The organism is Nonomuraea corallina (assembly GCF_027620315.1).
In the GTDB taxonomy this organism is placed as follows: Bacteria; Actinomycetota; Actinomycetes; order Streptosporangiales; family Streptosporangiaceae; genus Nonomuraea; species Nonomuraea corallina.
Genome location: NZ_JAPNNL010000045.1, coordinates 1 through 19,197, shown reverse-complemented (window position 1 = coordinate 19,197; position 19,197 = coordinate 1). Strand labels below are relative to the sequence as shown.

Annotated in this window: 20 protein-coding genes and 1 pseudogene; 7 read left to right on the top strand and 14 right to left on the bottom strand. The window is 71.2% G+C overall.

Going from position 1 to position 19,197, the window contains the following annotated elements:
* Nucleotides 1-37 precede the first annotated feature (37 nt).
* The gene (locus tag OUY22_RS14060; protein ID WP_270155363.1) at nt 38-583 is read left to right on the top strand and encodes a helix-turn-helix domain-containing protein; all 546 of its coding nucleotides are present in this window, start codon (nt 38-40) and stop codon (nt 581-583) included.
* A gap of 420 nt (nt 584-1,003) precedes the next feature.
* Here the strand turns inward: OUY22_RS14060 and OUY22_RS14055 are convergent, their stop codons facing one another.
* The 3 genes from OUY22_RS14055 to OUY22_RS14045 are packed head-to-tail and all read right to left on the bottom strand — an operon-like array spanning nt 1,004 to nt 2,612.
* Nucleotides 1,004-1,957: an NAD(P)-dependent alcohol dehydrogenase gene (locus tag OUY22_RS14055; protein ID WP_270155362.1), complete on the bottom strand. Its 954-nt coding sequence runs from the start codon at nt 1,955-1,957 to the stop codon at nt 1,004-1,006.
* Nucleotides 1,954-2,187, bottom strand: a complete 234-nt coding sequence (locus OUY22_RS14050; protein WP_408638158.1) for a helix-turn-helix transcriptional regulator — start codon at nt 2,185-2,187, stop codon at nt 1,954-1,956. The genes OUY22_RS14055 and OUY22_RS14050 overlap by 4 nt, the downstream gene beginning before the upstream one ends.
* Complete coding sequence (locus OUY22_RS14045; protein ID WP_270155361.1) at nt 2,181-2,612, bottom strand: hypothetical protein; 432 nt, start codon at nt 2,610-2,612, stop codon at nt 2,181-2,183. Before OUY22_RS14045 ends, OUY22_RS14050 begins: the two co-directional genes overlap by 7 nt.
* 233 nt (nt 2,613-2,845) lie before the next feature.
* On the opposite strand from OUY22_RS14045, the gene OUY22_RS14040 reads away from it, so the two are divergent.
* Nucleotides 2,846-3,880: an RNA polymerase subunit sigma-70 gene (locus OUY22_RS14040; protein WP_270155360.1), complete on the top strand. Its 1,035-nt coding sequence runs from the start codon at nt 2,846-2,848 to the stop codon at nt 3,878-3,880.
* Between the two features lie 74 nt (nt 3,881-3,954).
* Here OUY22_RS14040 and OUY22_RS36780 read toward each other — a convergent pair.
* The 8 genes and pseudogenes from OUY22_RS36780 to OUY22_RS14005 form a co-directional block, all read right to left on the bottom strand.
* Nucleotides 3,955-4,056: pseudogene (locus OUY22_RS36780) on the bottom strand (dihydrofolate reductase family protein); the annotation flags it as partial.
* Between the two features lie 125 nt (nt 4,057-4,181).
* Nucleotides 4,182-4,526 (bottom strand): hypothetical protein, encoded by a 345-nt coding sequence (locus tag OUY22_RS14035; RefSeq protein ID WP_270155359.1) that lies wholly within the window; start codon nt 4,524-4,526, stop codon nt 4,182-4,184.
* Nucleotides 4,527-4,607: 81 nt separating this feature from the next.
* Nucleotides 4,608-4,754: a hypothetical protein gene (locus OUY22_RS14030; RefSeq protein WP_270155358.1), complete on the bottom strand. Its 147-nt coding sequence runs from the start codon at nt 4,752-4,754 to the stop codon at nt 4,608-4,610.
* 66 nt (nt 4,755-4,820) lie between these two features.
* Nucleotides 4,821-5,438, bottom strand: a complete 618-nt coding sequence (locus OUY22_RS14025) for a DUF1707 SHOCT-like domain-containing protein (RefSeq protein ID WP_270155357.1) — start codon at nt 5,436-5,438, stop codon at nt 4,821-4,823.
* Nucleotides 5,404-5,637, bottom strand: coding sequence for a hypothetical protein (locus OUY22_RS14020; protein WP_270155356.1), 234 nt, complete (start codon nt 5,635-5,637; stop codon nt 5,404-5,406). The genes OUY22_RS14025 and OUY22_RS14020 overlap by 35 nt, the downstream gene beginning before the upstream one ends.
* A gap of 126 nt (nt 5,638-5,763) precedes the next feature.
* Nucleotides 5,764-6,567: an alpha/beta fold hydrolase gene (locus tag OUY22_RS14015; RefSeq protein WP_270155355.1), complete on the bottom strand. Its 804-nt coding sequence runs from the start codon at nt 6,565-6,567 to the stop codon at nt 5,764-5,766.
* Nucleotides 6,568-6,579: 12 nt separating this feature from the next.
* Complete coding sequence (locus OUY22_RS14010) at nt 6,580-8,904, bottom strand: Tn3 family transposase (protein WP_270155354.1); 2,325 nt, start codon at nt 8,902-8,904, stop codon at nt 6,580-6,582.
* Between the two features lie 35 nt (nt 8,905-8,939).
* On the bottom strand, nt 8,940-9,476 hold the full coding sequence (locus tag OUY22_RS14005) for a dihydrofolate reductase family protein (protein WP_270155353.1): 537 nt from the start codon (nt 9,474-9,476) through the stop codon (nt 8,940-8,942).
* A gap of 162 nt (nt 9,477-9,638) precedes the next feature.
* Between OUY22_RS14005 and OUY22_RS14000 the strand changes: the two genes are divergently transcribed.
* From OUY22_RS14000 to OUY22_RS13985, 4 genes are all read left to right on the top strand, one after another.
* Nucleotides 9,639-10,373 (top strand): SDR family oxidoreductase, encoded by a 735-nt coding sequence (locus OUY22_RS14000; RefSeq protein WP_270155352.1) that lies wholly within the window; start codon nt 9,639-9,641, stop codon nt 10,371-10,373.
* Nucleotides 10,374-10,402: 29 nt separating this feature from the next.
* Entirely contained in the window at nt 10,403-11,515 is a 1,113-nt protein-coding gene (locus tag OUY22_RS13995; protein ID WP_270155351.1) for a PQQ-dependent sugar dehydrogenase, read from the top strand.
* Nucleotides 11,516-11,604: 89 nt separating this feature from the next.
* The gene (locus OUY22_RS13990; protein ID WP_270155350.1) at nt 11,605-14,271 is read left to right on the top strand and encodes a LuxR family transcriptional regulator; all 2,667 of its coding nucleotides are present in this window, start codon (nt 11,605-11,607) and stop codon (nt 14,269-14,271) included.
* A 3-nt stretch (nt 14,272-14,274) separates the two neighbouring features.
* Nucleotides 14,275-15,153, top strand: coding sequence for an alpha/beta fold hydrolase (locus OUY22_RS13985; protein WP_270155348.1), 879 nt, complete (start codon nt 14,275-14,277; stop codon nt 15,151-15,153).
* A gap of 118 nt (nt 15,154-15,271) precedes the next feature.
* Here OUY22_RS13985 and OUY22_RS13980 read toward each other — a convergent pair whose 3' ends face one another.
* Genes OUY22_RS13980 through OUY22_RS13970 form a run of 3 tightly spaced genes read right to left on the bottom strand, consistent with a single transcriptional unit; the run spans nt 15,272 to nt 17,672 of the window.
* Nucleotides 15,272-15,904, bottom strand: coding sequence for an HAD family hydrolase (locus OUY22_RS13980; protein WP_270155346.1), 633 nt, complete (start codon nt 15,902-15,904; stop codon nt 15,272-15,274).
* Nucleotides 15,901-16,755: an NAD(P)-dependent oxidoreductase gene (locus tag OUY22_RS13975; RefSeq protein ID WP_270155345.1), complete on the bottom strand. Its 855-nt coding sequence runs from the start codon at nt 16,753-16,755 to the stop codon at nt 15,901-15,903. Before OUY22_RS13975 ends, OUY22_RS13980 begins: the two co-directional genes overlap by 4 nt.
* Nucleotides 16,752-17,672, bottom strand: a complete 921-nt coding sequence (locus OUY22_RS13970) for a MerR family transcriptional regulator (RefSeq protein WP_270155344.1) — start codon at nt 17,670-17,672, stop codon at nt 16,752-16,754. The genes OUY22_RS13975 and OUY22_RS13970 overlap by 4 nt, the downstream gene beginning before the upstream one ends.
* A gap of 114 nt (nt 17,673-17,786) precedes the next feature.
* Here OUY22_RS13970 and OUY22_RS13965 point away from each other — a divergent pair, with 114 nt between their 5' ends.
* On the top strand, nt 17,787-19,139 hold the full coding sequence (locus OUY22_RS13965) for an aspartate aminotransferase family protein (RefSeq protein ID WP_270155343.1): 1,353 nt from the start codon (nt 17,787-17,789) through the stop codon (nt 19,137-19,139).
* Nucleotides 19,140-19,197 lie beyond the last annotated feature (58 nt).

Here is a 19,197-nt window from a genome sequence, read left to right as displayed (position 1 = left end):
CTTTTACTGGTACGGACATTTCACTATGCTGATACGCATGGATCTTGCGCAAGTGGTGGGGCAGAACGTGCACCGGCTCCGCACGGCGGCCGGGATATCGCTGGCCGACCTGGCGTCAGCCAGCGGCATCAGCAAGACCACGTTGCACGGCATCGAGCAGGGCCAGGGCAACCCGACCCTGAGCACCCTGTGGGCCCTGGCCACCGCGCTGAAGGCGTCCCTGGGCGAGCTGCTGGAAACGGCTGCCACGACGGTCGAGGTGGTACGCGTCGGCGACAGCCGGCCGAGGATCGAGGGCGACGCGGTGAGCGCGCGACTCCTTCACCGCATCAGGCTGCGCGGCACCGTGGAGGTCTACGACATCGCCATCGGCCAGAACCCCCAGCACTCCGACGCCCACCTGCCCGGCGTCGAGGAGTGCCTCGTGCTCACCAGTGGACGCGTCACCATCGGACCCGCCGATTCCCTCACCGACCTGGCCGAAGGCGACTCCATCCGGTTCGATGCCGCCCGCCCGCACCAGTACCAGGGTCACGCCGCCCACAACCGGGCCGTCCTGCTCATGGTGCACCCCGACAGCTGAGGAGTCCGCGTACCGGCTGTGTCGCTGGCGGGGCGTCCCGCCGACGGAACCGTGACCGGGGACGAAGACCTGCCGGCCATGAGGTTCAGAGCGCTCGGTCGAGGGCGGTGAGCATGGCGTCGTCCAGCATCTCGGCGTGCCCGCCGACGAGATAGCGCTCCACGATCGCGAACACCACCGTCTCACTCCGGGCCACCTTGTCCGCGATGTGGTCTGGCCCTGCCTTGGCGGGCGCGTCACTGCGTAAGTAGGTGCCGTGCTCCGACGAGCTCGTCTGGGCCGGCCGGGGGAACGGCCTGCCACATGGCCTTCAATGCGTCCATGATCATCTTCCTCGGTGTTGTCCCCAGGACGGAACCGCGCGCACCGTGGGGTGAGGCGTGGACCCACCCCATGCGCGGCAGGATGATGCTCTCGGGGTCAGTCGACCGTGATGACGAGCTTGCCGGGCGCGTTGCCCGCCGCCAGGTCACCCACCGCGGCGGCGGCCTCCGCCAGCAGGTACGTGCGCCCGACGGCCGGTCGCACGGCTCCGGACTCGATGAGGTCGCGCAGCGCGTCCAGGTCGGCGGTGCGGGTCAGCGAGATCGGCGCGTCCAGACGCTGGCGCGTGAACGGGGCCCTCAGCCGGACGGTCAGCATCCGGCTGAGCCCGCCGAACCACCGGCCGCCGCCCTCACCGCCGACGAGGACCAGCCGGCCGCGCTCGGCGAGCAGCCCGCGCAGCTGGGCCATCGGCCGCAGGCCCGCGATGTCGACGATGAGGTCGTACGTCCCGGTGAGCGGCTCACGGGTGTAGTCGATGACGGCCTTGGCGCCCAGCGACCGGGCGAGGTCGGCCTTGGCCGTGCTGCACACGGCGGTGACGTGGGCGCCGCCGGCGGCCGCGAGCTGCGTCGCGAAGCTGCCCACTCCGCCGCCGGCGCCGATGATCAGCGCCTTCTCGCCTTCGGTGACCTGGCCGACGGCCTGTAACGCGGTCACTCCCGACACGGGGACGGCCGCCGCCTCGACGAAGCTCAGGTTGGCGGGCTTGCGGGCGAGCTTGCCGGGGCGGGCGAGCGCGAACTGCGCGTACGTGCCGGTCCCCGCGCCGTACACCTCGTCGCCGGGCCGGAACGCGGTCACCTTGACCCCCACGGACTCCACGACTCCGGCCACGTCCATGCCGGGCACGCGGTTGCGCGGCCGGCGCAGGCCGAAGCCGAGGCGGCCGATGAGCGGCAGCCCGGTCATGAGGTGCCACACACCGTAGTCGACGCCGGCCGCGCGCACCCGGATCAGCACGTCGCCGGCCCCGGGCGCCGGGATCGGGACCTCGCCGAGGCGCAGCGTGTGGGGAGGACCGTACTCGTCCTGGACGATCGCCTTCATGATGGGTCTCCTTCTGTGTCGGGGTACTGGAAGACGTCGTCGAGCCCGACGCCGAACACCCGGGCGATGCGGAACGCCATCTCCAGCGAGGGGGAGTAGCGGCCCTGTTCGATCGCGATGATGGTCTGGCGGGTGACGCCGACCCGGTCGGCCAGCTCTGCCTGGGTCATCTCGCCGTGCGCGAACCGCAGGGCCCGGATCGTGTTGGTGACCCGCGTCGGCTTCACCACGTCTGGAAGCCGCCCTTCCGGTAAGCCATGATCTTGGCGACCGAGCTGAGCACCGAGGACAGCACGAACGCCAGGTAGACGGCGTTGGCGATCCAGAAGTGGCGCAGTTCGGCGACGGCCATGATCAACGCGGCGAGCCCGCCGATGACGACGAACGACTGTCCGATGCGCTCGCTGACCTGGTTGATCTCACGGTCGCGCTCGTCGGTGCGGTCGGCGCCGTGGCCGCCCGTGATGGCCATCGCGATGTTGGCCACGATCGCCGCGACGATGGCGCCGCCGATGGTCCACAGCAGGACGCCCGCGTAGGCGACGTCGGCGAGCGGGCCGCCGCCCGCCCTGCTCAGGACGGTCGTCACGTAGATCGCGTACGCGATCACGGTGACCACGATCATCACCCAGGCGCGCTTCTCCTCGAAGGCCATGCCCGCTCCTCATGTAAAACAAAGCTGACATTGCCTAAAGTAAAGCTTAGCGGACATGATGTCAAAGAAAATTAACATCGCGGTGCAACTGACCAGCGGCTCGTACGGCTTCCGGAACGGCTGATCCGGCGTGAGGACGTCCACCGGCCGGCCTGCGGTTTCACCGATCAGTGATCCTCCGCCGCGTCGTCAGTTCTGTTGGCTCTCTCGTACCGGTGGAAGGATGGATGACCATGACCGACGCCAGACCTCCGGGCGCCGACGAGGCCGCGTTCATCGCGGCGGTCCGCTCAGGCGACGCGGCGCGGTTCGCGCTCATCACGGAGCGCCACCGGCGTGAGCTGCAGGTGCACTGCTACCGGATGCTCGCGAACTACGAGGACGCGCAGGACCTGACGCAGGAGACGTTCCTGCGGGCGTGGCACAAGCGGGAGTCGCTCAGGGGCGACGCGACGCTGCGGACCTGGCTGTACCGGATCGCGACGAACGCCTGCCTCGACTTCCTGGACAAGCGCAACGATCGCATCCCCGTGCCGTTCGAGCTGCCGGACCCCGGCTCCGAGGTGCCGCACCTGCAGCCGTACCCCGACCGGATGCTCCCCGAGGACCCTCAGGAATCGGCGGTGGCGCGGGAGACGATCGAGCTGGCGTTCATCGTCGCCGTGCAGCACCTGCCGCCGCGGCAGCGGGCGGTGTTCGTCCTGCGCGACGTTCTCGGCTGGCCGGCGTCGCAGGCCGCCGACGCCCTGGAGCTGACCGTCGCGTCGGTGACCAGCGCGCTGCAGCGGGCCCGGGTGACGATGCGCCGGCGGCTGCCCGGCCGCCGCCTCGACTGGCGTAGTCCCGCCACCCACGAGCTGTCGGATGACGAGCGCGGCGTGGTGAAGTCGTACATCGACGCCCATGAGCGCAACGACCTCGACGGGCTGATGTCCCTGCTGCGCGAGGACCTGCGGTTCGCGATGCTGCCCGCTCCGGGCACCCTGGTCATGACGGCCGAGGAGGCCGTGGACGGCTGGGTCTCCGGCGGGCTCTTCCAGCGCGGCCGCGACGACTGGCGCGGTGTCGCCACGACGTTCAACCGCATGCCCGCCGCCGCGCTGTACCTGCGCAGCCCTGACGACCCGGAGTACCGTCTGTTCGCCATCGCGGTCCTGCGCGTCGTCGACGGGAAGATCGCCGAGCTCACCGGGTTCGACGCGGCCGGCAGGCCCTGGCCGGGCCTGCCTCCGACGCTCTCCGTCGTCGCCGATGTCACCGCGGAATGAGCAATCCGGCCGGCGGGGGCCGAGGCTCGCGGTGAGCACGCCAGGAGGGATGTCGACCCGGCCTCACGCCGTGCTCATCGTCTGGTCTCGTAGCGGGTCAGCACCACGCCGCTGGGAAACGTCCGCGTCTCCACCAGGTTCAGGTTCACCCAGTGGTCCAGTGAGGTGAAGAAGGGGTGCCACCGGAATACGGCGGAAACGGGCCGCGTGTTTGATCACCGTCACTACGATCTTGGCATTCACGCTGGTTGGTGACGGTTTCCCGGGTTCGGGTAGCTCGGCCTGGGAGGCTCGGACTAGGTCAGCTATGCGTCAGGCATTCCTGGCAGGGTCGGGCGTGTCCAGTCCCACAGGGGACCGAGCGCGCGGGGTGCGAGGCGTTGATCACTTGAAGACCGGCCTGGTGAGCATTGCGGGTGGTGGCCTGGGTGCGGGGGTGGCACTGGGCATCGTAGACGTCCAGTGCCGCCGGTACGGAAGCGTCGTCGGCCATGCGGTAGTACATGGTGCGATCGCCCGGCCGGGTCCTCCAGGTGAGGAAGCCCAAGCCGGTCAGCAGCCGTAGATTCATGGTCAAAGACGCGCGGCTGGCGCCGATGGTGGCGCTGATCTGGCCTGCCGGCTTTTCCGGCGGATCGCAGACCATCTGCCGGCCCAGGATCCGCCCCGGCGATCGGCGGCAAACACACCCACGCGCTACCTGCAGCTCGCGGTCTGCGGCGAGCGCTCACCGGAAGTCGCAGCCAAGATCCCCTACCATCTGGAACACTTCCGCGCCTGGCTGACCAACGGCCTTGGCCACGACCGCGTCAGCGCCGTCGCCCCACGCGACCGGCTGGCTGTGGGAGTCCACATGGTTGCCCTCGACCTTCATGGTGGTGACGAGCGGCGATCATCGCGGAAGGGCAGGACGCGGAGCTGATGACGGTGTGCGATCCGGTCACCGGCGCGGTGCCTGCCATCGGCTTTCGAGCCGGCCGTGCCGCATCCGGCCTGCCAAGCGAACGTGCAGCGTCTCCGGCGTGTTGTCGCCCGCGTCCCTGCTGATCGCCACCAGGCTGTGCCGCACCGACAGCTCGTTGGCGTCCACGACCATGCCCGGCGCGAGGACCAACTCCACGTTGCCGCCGCGCACCCGCAGCTCGATGACCAGTTCGGGCGCGCTGCGCACCGCGCTGGTCAGGTCCAGCAGCACGTCGCACCACGCGGTGCGCAGCGCCAGCCGGGACGGCAGCGTCCACCGGCCGTCCCGGCGCACCGAGCCGTGCCGCTCATTGATGGTGAGCAGTTCGGCGGCAGGCTCGGCGAGCGGCAGCGTGAGTGCGCCGTCGCTGCCTGGCGCCGCGATCAGATCGGTGACGAGCGGGGCCAGCGCGTCGATGGTGCGGGCGGCCAGCGCCGCGTCCAGCCGCTCGTCGAACTCGACCGGGTCGAGCCGGCCGTCGGCGACGGCGGCGCGCAGCAGTTCGATGATCCGGTCGCGGTCCGCGTCGGACGCGCGCAGCGCGGGTGAGCCGGTCTTCTCAAGACCCTCCACGTGGATCGCGCGTGTCGTCATCAGATTCTCCGTTCGTCTTGAGTCCTTCCGCCGAGGAGATCTTGCGGCGGTACGTGTTCATGGCGAAGGCGTACGCGACGATGAGGATGCCGGCACACCAGGCGAGGGCGATGATGGCGGAGGCGACGACACGCACCAGTATCTCGCCACCGAATGGGCGAGCAGGCTCACCAAAGCGGTCGATTCGCACAGCGCGCATACCGAGGTCCGAAATGTTCGATCGCTATCGAAACTCTAGGCCGCCCTCCGCTGCGGCCCCGCGGTGGGGTTAGCCAGGAAGGTTCGGTGATTCTCCCGTGCGGGGTTCACCGTGACGGCGGCGTCTTCAGTTCCCCTCGTGGTCGAGGGCGGCGACCTCACGTACGGCCGCGGCGATGGCGCGATAGTCCTTACGCAGGATCGAACTGTGGTTGCTGGCGACTTTCGCGCTGATTTGGATGTTCGGATTGCGGGCAGTCACCGCAGGGAGGCTGGCGCGTACCTGTTCGTGCCCGCCCTGGCTTCCGAAGGACTCCCCGGAAGCGACCACGTAGCGCGCCGGGACGGTGATGCTGTCCAGCACGGGGCCCAGGTCACGCTCTCGGGCGATCTTGCCGACCTCGATGTTGCTGTCTGCCAGATGGTCGCCGGTCATCCGTGGAGCCATACCGAACGGTCGCAGCAGTTGCATGGGCCACCAGAGCCGCTTCCATATCTTGCGCATCCCTGGTTCCATGGACTCGTCGAACCAGTCGTAGGGCTGCGCGCCCTCCACCAAGATCGCGCCCACGGTACGGCCCGGATTCCGGCTGGCCCAGTGCGCCGCGACAAACGCTCCGTAGGACCAGCCCACCACCACCGCCCGGGCCACGCCCCGGGCTGCGAGGACAGCATCGACATCTCGGATGTTCGTCTCGAACGAATAATCCGCCGAGCGCTTCGACCTACCACGCCCCCGCATGTCGTAGGTGATATGCCGCCACTCCGTCCCCAACTCGGCGAGGACCCGCCGCCATTGCCGCTGAACGCCGGCGTGGCCGTTGAGGTAGATCACGGGAACGCCGTCGCCGTCGCCGTCGGTGTCGGTGACGGCTAAGGCCGTATCGTCTACGGGGATCATGCCGGTCCAGGGGGATCGCTTGATGGTCATGGTCTGCCTTTCTCAGAAGTGAATCGGGGGAACGGTGGCCAGGTCCCGGACGGCGCCCTCGAACGAATAGTCCGCCGAGCGCTTCGACTTGCCGTACCGAATGTGACTCTCAGCAAGCAGGTTGTTCTCCCACGTCTCGATCTGGGAGCCGTCGGCGGCCACGGTCTTGCCGTCGCCCCAGACCGAGGCGATGTCGAGCTTGTTGAACTCGTTGATGACATCAGTCGAGGCTTTGGAGATCTTGTCGCTGGTGGAGTGCTTGTTCGCGGTCATGGCGAGCTCAGCGGCGCTGACCTTGCCGCGCATGTGCGCGGCGACCTGGGCCGGGCCGAGCAGCGTCCCGTAGGTGAACACCATCAGCACGTACCGGCCGAGCGCTTCCTTGATCTTCGGGTCGGAGCCTGAGGCCGGGCCGAGGTGCCGAGTCCAGCCGGTCTGGTAGGCGGTGCGGGTGAGGATGTCGAGCAGGTCCCGCTGCGGGAGCCGTTCGTGCACGGCCTCCTCCAGCTTGAGTGCCTCCTTGCTCCGCTCGGCGCCCTTGCGCCGTTTGAGCACCGGCCGTCCGCCCTCAAGGGTCAGGTCCGTGTTGGCCGGGTACCCGGCGTCGACCCCGGCCGCCGTGTCGGTCAGGAGCTGCCTGTAGTGGCGAGTCAACTCGCGCGGGTCGGTCGGCAGGCCGGCCTCGGCGCAGAACCCCTCCACGAGCGGCTCGCACTCCTCCCAACTCATCAACTGATCGTGCAGGTTGGCATAGGAGTCCGACCCGGCCACCGCGATGTCCCCCGACTTCAGCTCCGAAGCCAGGTAGGAGAACACGCACACCTCCAGGTGGCGGCGGACCAGCAGGCCTGGCCGGTCCGGATCCTTGAGGATCTTCCGCCACATCGCCGAAGCGAACGCGTCCACGTCCACCACCAACTCCACCGTGACCGGGGTGCCGTCCGCGCCCGTGAGCTTCACGCTGATCCGGTCGGGGACGAACGTCGCCCGCGCGTTCCGCTGGGCTTGCAGGTACTCCACCGCGTCCAGCACGCTCCGCTCGGCGTTGGTCGACTCCAGGTCGATCGAGTCAACCAGGGTGAACAGCGCCGAGCGGTGGGACCGGTAGTGCTGGTCGAGCAGCGGCAGGTAGTTGTTGCCGTGATAGGCCGACACCGCCTCGTGCGCGGCCGCCAGAACGTCCAGGCCGCCGGCCTCCTCCAGCGCCTTCAACACCAGCCGGCCCGCCCGCTCAGCAACATCCCCGGATCCGGAGCCCGCGCTCGCAGCAGGATCGGTACTCGCGCCGTCCGCCAGCGGACCGGCTGCGTCGGGCTCCGCGGGTGTGACGGCCTCGCGGACGCCGTCCAGAACATTGCCGAACACACCCAGCAGGTGTTCGGACTCGGCCCGGTGCGCCTCCCGTAAGGCTTCCAGCTGGTCGCGGCCCTTCTTGTGGATTGTCGCGAGCCGCTTGCAGAACATCGTGACCACGTCGTCCCGCACTCCGGTCCGCACCGTGTGCAGCAGGCTCACGATCAATGTGAGGCGCTTGTCCTCGTCCAGCACCTTCCGCAGGTCAGCGACATCCGTGACCCTAGCCTCTCCGGCGAAATGTGCGATCTTCCCCGGCGGGATCCCCTCCAGCCACGCCTCGGTCGGCCCGAGGGCGTCCAGTTCCCGCAGGAACGCCAGACGGCCCTTGAACTTGTTGAGCGACGCGGCCTGTGCCACGTCCTTCAACCCGTCGTACGCGCTGCGCCGGGTGATGGGGTCGACCAACAGCAGCTGGGCCAGCCTCGTCCGGGCTCCGGCATCGACCCGGGCGGACATCAGCGTGAAGAACCCGCGGTTCACCTCGGTGCGGATCTTCTTGGTCATCTCATCCAGCGTCGTGTAGCCGGGCAGCTCGCATTCCGCGCGAACCAGCTCCTCCAGCGCCACGTTGATCAAGTCGGCGGGGTTGTCCTTGGCCTCGGCCGCCTTCCGGATCGCCTCATCGGCCACCTCCCGAACCCGGGCCGCGTCATAGGTCACGCCCATCCGCTGGCGCACGAACGACCGATGCCGCTTGGCCGACCGCTCCGCGACATCCTCCAGCGCCACCCTGTCCGGCAGGCCGATCACCTCTCGGATGTGCTCGGAGACCACCGCAGGGACGTCCTTGAGCTTCGGGAAATATCCCAGCCGCTGGTAGGCCTTCAACCACACCAGCAACGCCAGCAGATGCTGATCATCCTGCGTCTTGTCGCGCGCCCACTCCACCTCGACTGCCGACGGAGTGAACACCTCCGCCAGTTCCCGCGCCGACACGGCCCGCGCGAACCTCGGGTACGCCGTCCGATCGATCGACGCCACCCAAACCTCCGGAACCATCACTAACCAGCGTGAAGTCAGGAGTTTAACGACCGGTGATCAAGAGCGCGGCCCGTTTCTGCCGTATTCCGGAGGCACCCGAAGAACGGCGTGCCGCCGCCCGCCAGGACCGGGTAGGTGGCCAGGGCGTACTCGTCGATCAGCCCGGCCCGCATGGCCGCTCCGGCGAGCCTCGCGCCGCCGATGGCCATCGGGCCGCCGTCCCCGGCCTTGAGCCGGGTGATCTCGGCGACCGCGTCGCCGGTGACCAGGCGGGCGTTCCAGTCGACCTGGTCGATCGTCGAGGAGAACACCACCTTCGGCGTGTCCCGCCAGTTGCGCGCGAACTCGATCCGCGCCGGGGTGGCGTCGGGCTGCTGGTCGCCGGTCGGCCAGTAGGAGCTCATCGTCTCCCACAGCTTGCGCCCGTACAGCAGCAGCTCGTTCGCCCGCTCGCGGTCGAGCCACCACTGGAACAGCTCGTCGCTCGGCGGCCCGCTCCAGCCGATGTCGTCGCCGGCCGCGGCGATGTAGCCGTCCAGGGCCACGTTCATGGCGAAGATCAGTTTCCGCATCGTGTCAGCCTCCGTGAGTCGATCTCATCTGTACAGACGAGTACGGCGCGAAAACTTGATCGGTGCGCCCGCCACGCCTCCCACCAACGCTAACGAAGTCATGATAGCGTTGATATATCGTCGTTAACATGAAACTGTTAGCGTAGATCCCAAGGGGGAGTCATGAGCACCACATCGCGCGTCGCCATCGTCACCGGGGGATCACGGGGGATCGGCCGGGCCGTCGCCTCGCGGCTTGCCGCGGCGGGACAGGACGTCGCCGTCGTGTACGCGTCCAACGCCGAGGAGGCGGACCGGGCCGTCGCCGAGATCGAGGCGGCCGGCGCCCGCGGGATCGCGCTGCGGGCCGACGTGGCCGAGGAGGCCGAGATCGCCGCCGCGTTCGACGCCGTCGAGCAGCGTCTCGGCCCCGTGGACGTCGTGGTCAACGCGGCCGGGGTGATGGCGCTGCGACCGGTCCGCGAGCTGGACCTGGCCGAGCTGGACCGGCAGATGCGCGTCAACGTGCGGGGCACGTTCGTCATGGCCAGGGAGGCCGCGCGCCGGGTCCGGCCGGGTGGCGCCATCGTCGCCTTCTCCACCAGCGTCACCCGCCTGCACCTGCCGACCTACGGCGCGTACGCCGCGAGCAAGGGGGCGGTGGAGGCCCTCGTCCCGATCCTCGCCAAGGAACTCGGCGAACGTGACATCACGGTCAACGCGGTGGCGCCGGGCCCCACGGCCACCGACCTGTTCCTCGACGGCAAGCCACAGCAGGTCGTCGACCGGATCGCCGGTCTGAGCCCGATGAACCGGCTCGGCACCCCGCAGGACATCGCGGAGGTCGTCGCCTTCCTGGCCGGCCCCGGCCGCTGGGTCAACGGCCAGACCGTCTTCGTCAACGGCGCGGCCGCATGAACCGAACGAGATGAAGGGACCGATCAGCCATGCTTCTCAACTCCCGCACCCGCCGCCTCGGCGCCGCCGCCGCCCTCTGCGTCCTGGTCTCGCTGCCGGGATGCGCGGCGCCGGAGCCCCGCGCGTCCCAGCGCCTCACGCGCGGTCTGGTCCCCGGAGAGGTCACCGAGATCGCCCGCGGCCTGGCCATGCCGTGGGGCCTGACGTTCCTCCCCGACGGCTCGGCCCTGGTGTCGGAGCGGTCGTCGGCCCGCGTCCTGCGCATCCCGCAGGGCGGCGACCCCGAGCCGATCGGCACCGTGCCCCGCGTCGAGGCGAGCGCGGAGGGCGGCCTGCTCGGGCTGGCCGCCTCACCGTCCTTCGCGCGGGACCGCACCGTCTACGCGTACGTGTCGTCCTCGCCCGCCAACCGGGTCGTGGCGCTGCGTCTCGCCCCTGACCTGCGCTCCCTGCGCCAGGACCGGGTGGTCCTGGACGGCATCGAAACCGCCGACCGCCACCACGGCGGGCGGCTGCGCTTCGGGCCGGACGGCAACCTCTGGATCGGCACCGGTGACGCCTTCTCGCCCGAGAACGCGGCCGACGACAGGTCACTGAACGGCAAGATCCTGCGGATCCGGCCCGACGGTTCCGTACCGCCGGACAACCCCTCGGGGACCGCCGTCTACTCCAGCGGCCACCGCAACGTGCAGGGCATCGCGTTCGGCCCCGACGGCACCGCGTACGCCTCCGAGCTCGGCCACCGCGCCTGGGACGAGCTGAACGTCCTGCGCCCGGGGCGCGACTACGGATGGCCCGAGTCCGAAGGCCGCGACGGCGGGCACGGCGAACGCCCCATCGCCGTCATCCATCCCGACGACGCCTCGCCGTCCGGCATCGCCGTCGCGGGCGGGGCCGTCTGGATGGGGGCGCTCGGCGGGCAGCGGCTCTGGCGCCTGCCCGTCGACGGACCCCGGGCGGACGGCGACCCCGTCGCCTACTTCGTCGAACGCTACGGACGGATCCGCACGGTCGAGCCGGCGCCCGACGGCTCGCTGTGGATCACGACCTCCAACACCGACGGTGCGACCTGGGGCGGCACCCCGGCCCGCCCCGGCGACGATCGGATCCTGCGCGTCGCCCTCGTCCACCCCGCGCCCTGACCCGCCGCGGCCCGGCGCAGGAAGGGCGCGCGGGGCGTCGATCTACGGCAGGGCTTTCTGGACTGGCGCCCCCTTTACAGTGGGTTTCTGTGCTTTACAGCAGATATGCGGAAATCAGTGCGCTCGACGAGGTGATCGCACAGGCTTGCCACGGCCGCGGCGGGGCGGTGGTGCTCCGGGGTGAGGCCGGCGCGGGCAAGACCGCCCTGCTCGACGCGGCGACCGCGCGGGGCGGGGCGATGCGGGTGCTGCGGACCACCGGCGTCGAGTCCGAGTCGGACCTGGCGTTCGCGGCGCTGCACCAACTGCTGCGGCCGGTGGCCGGATCGCTCGACGCGCTGCCCGGGCCGCAGCGCGACGCCGTGCGAGCGGCCCTCGGGCAGGCTGCCGGCGGAACGGGCGACCGCTTCCTGCTGGGCGCCGGCGTACTGTCGCTGCTGGCCGAGGCCGCCGACCCGGAGGGCCTGATCTGCGTGGTCGACGACTTCCAATGGGCCGACCGGGCCTCGGCCGACGCGCTGCTGTTCGCCGCCAGGCGGCTGGGCACCGAACGGATCGCGATGCTGCTCGCCGTCCGCGGCGACGTTTCCGTCAAGGGCGTGCCGTCGACGGTGGAGGTGCGCGGCCTGCCCGAGGACGCCGCGGCCGAGCTGCTGGAGTCCCGGCACGGGCCGCTGTCGGCCCCGGTGAGACGGGAACTCATCACGCTGACCGGGGCGAACCCCCTGGCACTGAACGAGATCGCCGCCCGGCTCACGCCCGCGCAACTCGCCGGCCGCGAGCCGCTGCCCGACCCGCTGCCCGGCGGCGCCCGGCTTTTCGGTGACCGGGTGACCGCGCTGTCGGCCCCCGCCCGGCAGGTCGCCCTGCTCGCCGCCGTCGAGACCGACCTCACGGTGGTCCTGCGTGCCGCCGAGCGGCTGACGCCCGGGTCGGTGGCGGCGGCCTTCGCCGAACTGGAGGAGAGCGGGCTGGGCGAAATGTCGGGCACCGGCGTGCGTTTCTGTCACCCGCTCATGCGATCGGCGATCCATGAGGCGGCCGCCCCCGCCGAGGTCCGCCACGCGCACGCCGTCCTGGCGGAGCTGACCACGGGCGACCGCAGGGCCTGGCACCTGGCCGGAGCCGCCCTGGGCCGGGCCGAGCCGGTCGCCGCCGCTCTGACGGAGGCCGCCGGGCGGGCTCGTGACCGTGGCGGGTACGGCGCCGCCGCCGTCGCCCTCACCAGGGCCGCCGAGCTGACCCCCGAGCCGGGCGCCCGCGCCGTCCGGCTGAAGGACGCCGCCGTGGCGGCCTGGCTCGGCGGCCGGCCGGGACAGGCGGAATCGCTGCTGGCCGAGGCACGCGAAGGGGCCGGCGGGGACGTCACGCTCGCGATGGAGCTCGCCCAGCTCCGGGGCCGGTTCGAGCTGAACTCGGGCAACGCCGCCGAGGCCGTGCGGATCCTGGCGGCGGGCGACAGCCTGGACATGCTGGCCGACGCCATGGAGGCGGCCTCGTACGTCGGCGACACGGCGGCCATGGTCGAGCTCGGCCGGCGGGCGGCCGCGCACCCCGAAGGATTCTTGCGGGACACGGTCGCCGGGATCGGTCTGACGCTGGACGGCGAGGCCACCGGTCCCGGCCTGCTGCGGCGGGCACTGGCGCGGGTCGGCGAGCTGGGGGACGCGGCGGGCTATCTGTGGGCCACGTCCGCGGCCGGCACGCTGGGTGAGTGGGACCTGGCCACCGAGCTGGCCACCCGGGCCGGTCAGGTGGCCAGGGTGTCGGGGATGACCGGTCAGTTGCCCGTCGTGCTGGAGTTCGTGGCGACCGCCGACCGCCTCGCCGGGCGGCTCGCGCGCAGCCAAGCCGTCTCGGAGGAGGGCCTGGCACTGGCGCGGGAGGCCGGGTACGAGAACACGGTGGCCGCGCACCTGGCCAACCTCGCGGTGCTGGCGGCCCTGCGTGGCGAGGAGGAGCCCTGCGCACGGCTGGCCCGGGAGGCGCTGGCCATCGCCCTGCCGCACCGGGTGGGACTGCGCGCGGGGGTGGCCGCGTACGCGCTGGCGATGCTGGAGCTGTGCCTGGGCCGCTACGGGCCGGCGCACGACCGTTTCCGGGCGATCGCGGTGGCGGGGCCGGGCGCTGGGCATCCGAACGTGGCGTGGCGGGCGATGCCGGATCGGATCGAGGCGGCGGTGGGCGCGGGCGACGCGGCCGGCGCGCGGGCGGCGCTTGCGGTCTACGAGCAGGCGGCCGAGCACGCCGCGACGCCCGAGTCGCGCGCGCTGCTGGCCCGCTGCCGGGGCCTGACCGAATCGGCCGAGGAGGCTTTCGGCGAGGCGCTGCGGCTGCACACCAATCCGTTCGAGGCCGCCAGGACAGCCATGCTGCTGGGTGAGCGCCTGCGCCGCGCGCAGCGGCCGGGCCAGGCGCGAGCGCATCTGCGGATGGCGTGGGAGACCTTCGAACGGGCCGGCGCCCGGCCGTGGGCGCGGCGCGCGCAGGAGGAACTGCGGGCGGCGGGCGAGAGCGGCGGCGCCCCGCCCCCCAGCGTGCTCGACGCGCTGACCCCGCAGGAGCTGCGCATCGCCGGCCTGGTCGCGGACGGGCTGTCGAGCAAGCAGATCGCCGCGCAGCTCTTCCTGAGCCCTCGCACGGTCGAGTACCACCTGTACAAGATCTATCCGAAGCTGGGCATCGGCACCCGTACGGAGCTGGCGCGGCTGGTAGTTCTACAGAAGGCGCCCGTAGCCCGGGACGGCATGCTCTGAGTCATGCATGACGTAACCATCTGGAGCGAAGAGTTCGGCGCCGAGACGGACACGCCGATCCTGTTGATCATGGGCTCGATGTCGCAGGGCATCCTGTGGCCGGACGAGCTCGTCGGCCGGCTGACCGCCGGGGGCCGCAGGGTGATCCGGTACGACCACCGCGACACCGGCAGGTCCGGCACCGTCGACTTCGCCGCCGAGCCGTACACCTGGGACGACATCAAGAACGACGTCTACCGTGTGATGGAGGCCCACGGACTGGACAGCGCCCACCTGGTGGGCCACTCGGCGGGCGGGCTGCTCGGCCAGCTCATCGCCGTGGAGGCGCCGGAGCGGGTGCGGTCGCTGACCGTCATCGCCTCCTCGCCGCTCGGCGGCGGCGAGGGCGGGGTGCTCCTGCGGGCCCTGACGGGGCAATCGCAGCCCGAGGGGAGCCTGCCGGAGCCGGAGCCGGAGTTCGTGGAGTTCTTCCGTACGCTGATGACCGCCCCGCCCGCCCAGGACCGCCGCGCGCTGATCGACGGCATGATCGCCGAGCAGCGCGTGCTGCACGGCACCGGGCTGCCGTTCGACGAGGACGCGGCCCGCCGGCTGCAGGAACGCGTCTATGACCGGGCCCGCGACCTGTCGACGGCGGCCAACCACCGGCTGGCCGCGGCGGCCGGCCCCGACTTCGAGCCGGTGGGCGCGCTGCACCGGGTGAAGGCGCCCACGCTGGTCATCGAGGGCAGCCACGAGCCGGTCAAACCGGGTCACGGCGCGATCATCGCCGAACAGATCCCGGGAGCACGGCTGATGATCGTGGCGGGCATGGGGCACACGCTGCCGCCGGAGACCCACCAGGAACTGGCCGACGCGATCCTCACCCACACAGCCGAGTGAGGAAGCCCGTTGCAGATCCCTGCCTCCGCCTGCCGGGTGGCCTGCCGAGCGCCTCAGGCCCTGCTGACCGCACGGCGCCGGAGGGGACGGACCCACGGCGCTCACGTACCCGAGCCCGTCAGCGCCCGGCCGCGTTGACGACGTGGACGACGTCGTGCGGGTGCCGCGCCACCGTGCGGGCTCGTACGGCTGAGCCGCCCCAACCCGCGAGGACGCCGGGCACGCGTGCGGCGACAGCGCAGTGGAGATCCACCTCGGAGTCACCGACATAGATCGCGTCGGTGGGGTCGGCGCCCAGGAGCAGGCAGGCTCGCAGGAGTCCTTCGGGGTGGGGCTTCGGCCGGCTCACCTCGTCACCGCAGATGAGCACGGGGAAGTAGGACTCCAGGCGTGTCGCGTTCAGCGTGCACAGAGCGGCGCGTCTGGTCGCGGCGGTGACGACGCTCAGGCCGTATCCCTTTCTCGTGAGTGTGTCGAGCATGGGGACCACTCCCGGGAAGGGGCGGACACCGGTGACGGACGAGGTGAGGTGGTCGTAGAAGCAGGAGAGGTCGTCATCGGTGATGTCCCTGCCCAGGAAGTGCCGTAGCACGGTCGGGGTAGGCCCGATGTGCCAGGTTTCGACGATCTGACCGGGGGAGACCCGGGGCCCTCCGAGGCTGCGGACGGTGGCGGCGTAGGCCTGCGGGGCCGCGGCCATGGTGTCCACGAGGGTGCCGTCCAGGTCGAACACGACCGCGCGGACCGTCACCGCTGATCTTCTTCGCCCAGGATGTGGCCGAGGAGCGCGGTGTAGTCCTCGCCTCCCCTGCCGGCCGCGTCGGCCTCGGTGAGCCACGCACGGCCGGCACGGGCGAGCGGCATCCGCCGGCCGGCGTTCTCGGCCGCGGCGACGATGAGGCCGGCGTCCTTCAGCGCCAGCGACAGGGCGAAGCGGGGCGGGTAGGAGCCGGAGTCGATCGCGGGCCGGCGTCGCCGGGCCTGGTCCGCCAGCGGGGTCAGGCCGAGGACCTGCCAGGCCACGTCGCGGGGGAGCCCGAGGGCGTCGGCCAGGCTCAGCGACTCGGCGAGCACGCCGACGGTCCCGATGAGGGCGTTGTTGGCCACCAGTTTGGCCGCCGCACCGGCTCCCGACGGCCCCAGGTGGACGGGGCGGCCCAGCTCGGAGAGCAGGGGTGTCCATCGCGTGACGGCGTCGTCCGGCCCGCCGACCAGCAGGGTCAGGGTCCCCTCCTCGGCCTCGGCCACGCTGCCGAGCACCGGCGCGTCCAGCAGGGTGACCCCGTCGGGCAGTGCGTCGCGCAGCCAGGTCACCGTGTCCGGTCCGATGGTCGACATGTCGATCACCGTGGTCCCGGCGCGGGCCTGCGCGGCGATCGCCGGGCCGACCTCTCTCACGGCGGCCGGGCCGGCCAGCATCGAGACGACCAGGTCAGCGTGTCGTACGGCGTCGGCGGGGGTGGCGGCCACCCGCGCGCCGGCGAGCTCCTCGGCTCGGGCCCGCGAGCGGTTCCACACCACCACCTCGTGGCCCGCGCGGACGAGCCGGAGAGCCATCCGGGAGCCCATCGCGCCGAGTCCGAGCCAGGCCACCGTGGTCATCGCCGCTCCTCCAGCCAGTCGAGCACCTCTGCGGCATGCCGCCCCGGCGGGAACACCGGGTAGAAGACCTTCTCGATGATCCCGTCCTTCACGATCAGGGTGAGCCGGCGGTAGAGCGTCAGGCCACCGGCCTCGAACGTGGGGAGACGCAGCGCGTCCCGCAGGCCGAAGGCTTCGTCCGACACCATCGCGAACGGCAGCCGCAGCCGATCGACGAGTTCCCGCTGGTAGTCGCTCGGCTGCGAGGACACCCCGTACACCCGTTCGGCGCCGGCCGCGCGCAGGTCGTCGTAGTGATCGCGAAAGCCGCACGCCTGCGGCGTGCAGCCACTGGCGCCCGGAATGCTCGTCCATCCTTCCGGCAGATCCACTCCGGGACGACCGCTCAGGGGATACACGTAGAGCACCGTCCGCCCCGCGCCGAGCTCGTCCAGCCGGATCGTCGTCCCGCCGGTGGTCGGCAACCGCACGCCGGGCATCGCCGTCCCGGCCAGATGGTCCGCGGCCCCGTCGTCGGCCGGAGCGGGGAACTCGGTCAGCTCGACGGCCGTGGCCGGGGCGACCGCCCGGTTGGCCGCGGACTCCAGGTGCGCGGCCAGTGTGTCCCGCCGCCGCGTCAACGAGGCGATCCGCTCCGAAAGCTGGTCGATCACCTGGCGGTAGGCGGCCAGCGACGCGGGACACTCGTCGCTCGCGCCGTGCCCGCTGGCCAGGCACTCCACGAACGGCCGCGTCTCCTCCACCGACAGACCCAGCCCGGTCAGCGCCCGGATCTCCGCCACCAGCCGGACGGACCGCGGATCGTAGTCGCGATAGCCGTTGGCCAGCCGCGTCGGCACCACCAGCCCGGCGGCCTCGTAATAACGTAACGCCCGTATGGTCACCCCGGCCCGCACGGCCAGCTCTCCCACTCGCACAGCCAGACCCTAAACCCGTACCTCGGGGTACGGGTCAAGCGGTCATCCCGCTTGTTACGGCTCGTACGGCCGGTCGAAGATAGGGCATCCGGCGGTCGGCAGAAGGGGTGGCTGATGGACAAGGCTTTCCGGGACAAGGCTTTCCGGGACAAGGCTTTCCGGGACGAGACTTTCTGGAACGAGGCGGACCGGTTGCTGATCCGCTACGGAGGCGCCTTCACCCCGCGGGTCATCGAACGCGCCTCCGGCGCGCACGTCTTCGACCGGCAGGGCACGCCGATCCTCGACTTCACCTCGGGGCAGATGAGCGCCATCCTCGGCCACGCGCACCCTGACATCGTGGCGACGGTCTCCTCGGCGGTCGCGTCGCTCGACCATCTGTTCAGCGGCATGCTCAGCGCTCCGGTGCTGGACCTGGCCGCCAGGCTCACCGCGACCCTGCCCCCCGAGCTGGGCAAGATGATGCTGCTGACCACGGGCGCGGAGGCCAACGAGGCCGCGATCAAGATGGCCAAGCTGTTCACCGGCCGCTACGAGATCGTCTCCTTCGACCGTTCCTGGCACGGCATGACCCAGGGGGCGGCGTCGGCGACCTTCTCGGCCGGGCGTCGCGGCTACGGCCCGCCGATGCCGGGGAACCTGGCCCTGCCCGCCCCGAACGCCTACCGGTCGCCGTTCCGCTCAGCCGACGGCTCGCACGACTGGGAGAGCGAGCTCGCCTTCGGCTTCTCCCTGGTCGACCAGCAGTCGTCCGGCAGTCTCGCCGCCTGCCTCATCGAGCCCGTCCTGTCGTCGGGCGGGATCATCGAGCTGCCGCCCGGCTACCTGCGCCGGCTGAGGGAGATGTGCGACGAGCGCGGCATGCTGCTCATCCTCGACGAGGCGCAGACGGGCCTCGGCCGTACGGGGACGATGTACGCGTTCGACCGCGACGGGGTCACCCCCGACATCCTGACGCTGTCGAAGACCCTCGGCGCCGGGTTGCCGGTGGCGGCCGTCCTCACGAGTGCCGAGATCGAGCGGACCTGCCACGAGCGCGGGTTCCTCTTCTACACCACGCACGTCTCCGACCCGCTGGCGGCCGCCGTCGCGCTGACCGTCCTCGACGTGATCGAGCGCGAGAACCTCGTCGCGCGCGCCGCGGAGCTGGGTGGCCTGCTCGCCGACCGGCTGCGGGCGCTGCACGACAGGTACGAGGTCGTCGGCGACGTCCGCGGCCGTGGCCTGCTCCAGGGCATCGAGCTGGTGAAGGACAAGACGAGCAAGGCGCCCGCCGACGCGCTGGGCAACGCCGTCACCACGGCCTGTCTGGAACGGGGCCTGCACATGAACATCGTCCAGTTGCCCGGGATGGGGGGCATCTTCCGCATCGCCCCGCCGCTCACGATCAGCGAGGACGACCTGCACGCCGGGGTGGACATCCTGGAGGCGTCGCTCAAGGCCGTGCTCGACGACGCGGCCGGGTGACGGGGGCCGCCAGGGAGACGATCACGCCTCCCCGGCGGTGGGGCGTCAGACCTCCTCG